Annotated in this window: 2 protein-coding genes and 2 pseudogenes; 2 read left to right on the forward strand and 2 right to left on the reverse strand. The window is 68.3% G+C overall.

What is annotated here, in order from left to right; all coding sequences use genetic code 11:
* Positions 1–1,098, forward strand: a 1,098-nt coding sequence (locus ABZ646_RS44420; protein ID WP_360532862.1) for an alpha-glucosidase/alpha-galactosidase, incomplete at its 5' end; no start/stop codon positions are given.
* Positions 1,099–1,239: 141 nt separating this feature from the next.
* Here ABZ646_RS44420 and ABZ646_RS44425 read toward each other — a convergent pair.
* Positions 1,240–2,262 carry a LacI family DNA-binding transcriptional regulator gene (locus ABZ646_RS44425; protein ID WP_360532865.1) on the reverse strand — a complete coding sequence of 341 codons (1,023 nt, stop codon included), beginning with the start codon at positions 2,260–2,262 and terminating at the stop codon, positions 1,240–1,242.
* Positions 2,263–2,403: 141 nt separating this feature from the next.
* On the opposite strand from ABZ646_RS44425, the pseudogene ABZ646_RS44430 reads away from it, so the two are divergent.
* A pseudogene (locus ABZ646_RS44430) lies at positions 2,404–2,643 on the forward strand (sugar-binding protein); the annotation flags it as partial.
* Here the strand turns inward: ABZ646_RS44430 and ABZ646_RS44435 are convergent.
* A pseudogene (locus ABZ646_RS44435) lies at positions 2,638–2,706 on the reverse strand (hypothetical protein); the annotation flags it as partial. The pseudogenes ABZ646_RS44430 and ABZ646_RS44435 sit on opposite strands and share 6 nt — an antisense overlap.
* Positions 2,707–2,723 lie beyond the last annotated feature (17 nt).

Genomic DNA, 2,723 nt, shown 5'->3' on the forward strand with positions numbered 1-2,723 from the left:
GTCGATGCCCTGAGTCAGACCGTCCAGGTCCTTGGCGTCAGCCCTCTGGACAGGGGCACCCTTACCGATTCCCGTGACCTTCGCCAGGCCTGCCACGGCGTACGGCAGACGATCGGCGACACCCTCGGCATCGGCGGCATCTTCCGCGCCCTGCGCACGTTCCCGTTCCTGAAGGAGCTGGGGCAGGACATCACCGAGGTCTGCCCGCAGGCCTGGCTGCTGAACTACACCAACCCCATGGCCATGAACGTGCAGTACCTGACGCAGGCCACCGGCCTGACCCGCGTGGTGGGTCTGTGCCACTCGGTGTACTGGACGATGCGCGACCTCGCGGATCTGGTCAAGGTGCCCTACGAGGAGATCAGTTACCACGCCGCGGGCGTCAACCACCAGGCGTGGGTGCTGCGGTTCGAGCACCAGGGCCGGAGCCTCTACCCGAAGCTGGACGAACTGATCGCCTCCGACGACCAGTTGCGTCGCAGGGTCCGGGTCGACATGTACCGCCGACTCGGCTACTACCCCACGGAGACCAGCGAGCACTCCTCCGAGTACGTGCCCTGGTATCTGCACCACGACAGCGAGGTGGAGCGGCTGCGGCTGCCGATCGGCGAGTACCTCAAGATCGTCGACGAGAACGTCGCCACGTACGAGAGGACCCGCGACGCGCTGGCCGCCGGGACGCCGGTCGCCGTCGAGGGGACGATGGAGTACGCGCCGCAGATCATCCACAGCATGGTGACCGGCACCCCGCGCACGGTCTACGGCAACGTCCCCAACCGCGGCCTGATCGACAACCTGCCCGCGCACGGGACCGTCGAGGTGCCGTGCCTGGTGGACCCGCTGGGCGTCCAGCCCACCCGCGTGGGCTCCCTCCCACCCCAGCTCGCGGCGCTCAACCGCACCTATCTGAGCGCGAACGACCTGGTGGTGCGGGCGGCCGTCGAGGACGACCCGCGGCACATCAGGCACGCGGCGATGACCGACCCCGCCACGGCCGCGGCCCTGCCGGTCGAGGACATCTGGCGGCTGTGCGACGACATGGTCACCGCCCACGGCGACCTCCTCCAACCCGGACTGCGCGCCCTCCTGGGCTCGTGAGCGACTGCGGGCGGTGAGCCGAGGCCATGTCGGCCCACCGCCCGTCCCGAGTACCGGGTGAACCGAACCCGACTCGTTCGACATGCCGCTCGGCCGGCACAGGGCCCTCGCCCCCGCGGTCCCGTGGGCTCGGTAGGTTGCTCACAACTCACTTGGCGGTGCTGTGCTTTGTCGTTCCACCAAGTGCGTCGCCAGCTCGATGCGCTGGGCGGCTTTGCCGGATTCATCAGGACCGAACAGCATGCGTGACGCCTCCTCGGCCATGCGTCGCAGAGGCTGGTGCACCGTGGTGAGCGGGGGGCTCGACCACTGCGCGAGGGGCACGTCGTCGTACCCGACCACGGACAGGTCCTCCGGTACCCGCAGTCCTCTGAGCCGGGCCGCCTCCAGTACGCCGAGCGCCTGGAGATCGCTGCCCGCGAAGATCGCCGTCGGCCGGTCCGGCCCGTCCAGCAGGCTCATCGCGTGGTCGAAGCCGCCCTGCACGTGGAAGTCGCCGAACCGCACGAGCCGCGGGTCCACGTCCAGGGACGCCATCGCCATGGCGGAACGATAACCGTCGAGGCGCGCACGTGAGCACAGCATGTCCTCCGGTCCGGTGATGATCGCGATACGCCGGTGGTTCTGTGCCGTGAGATGCCGGGTGGCCGCGAGACCGCCGGCCCAGTTCGCCGAGCCCACCGACGGCACGTCGGGATCGGGGTCGCCCGCGGGGTCGACGACGACGAAGGGGACGGCCGCCGACCTGAGCCGCTGCCTGACGTCGCGCGGAAGCGTCGAGAAGACCAGGACGACGCCCAACGGCTTTCTTTTCAGCACTCTTTCGAGCCACTCCGGTCCAGGCGCGTGCCGCGTGCCGCTCACGGTGAGGACCACGGTCGCGTGGTTCTCCCGCGCGACCTGCTCCACCCCCTTGACCAGTTCCATCGCCCAGATGCTCTCCAGCTCGTGGAACACCAGCTCAAGAAGGGCGGGCCGGGCTGGGTTCCGGGGGCGGCGACGGTAGCCGCGGGTCTCCAGTGCTCGCTCCACCTTGGCCCTGGTCACGCGGGACACGTCCGAACGACCGTTGACCACCTTCGAAACTGTCGGCAGCGAGACGCCCGCAACTCTCGCCACCTCGGCCAGGGTCACCTTGCTGCCGATCTTGCCGTCCTCGCCCATGTTCGCAGGATACAGGCGGCAATACCCGTATCGGTTTGGGCGTGTGCGTGCATGACTGTTGACCGAGCCCTAGGCCTGTCCTAGTGTCCCCAGCGCATTGACTTTCGGTAATGAGGCCGAAACTTTCGAAGGGCTCCAACGATGAAGACACGCGCGCGCTTGCCCAGACTGGTCGCCTGTGGTGCGACGCTCGCCCTGGCGTTCCCACTGGCTGCCTGCGGCAACGGCCAGTCGTCGAGCGACGGCAAGATTCACGTTCTGGTCTACGGGGACGCCAGCAACAAGGTCGAGAGGCAGATAGTCAGCACGTTCAACAAGACGTCCGACGTCAAGGCCGTCCTCGACACCATCCCCGGCGCCGACTACCAGCAGAAGCTCCGGCGCCCCCATGGCCACCCCCGCCGGCGTCCCGGTGTTGATGACGTCCCCGGGGTACAGCACCATGAACTGGCTGACGTACC

This window comes from Streptomyces sp. NPDC007162, assembly GCF_040634175.1.
GTDB lineage: Bacteria > Actinomycetota > Actinomycetes > Streptomycetales > Streptomycetaceae > Streptomyces.

Coding starts and splice junctions, on each gene's coding strand:
- ABZ646_RS44425 (WP_360532865.1), bottom strand. CDS start 2,262: ATGGGCGAGGACGGCAAGATCGGCAGCAAGGTGACCCTGGCCGAGGTG.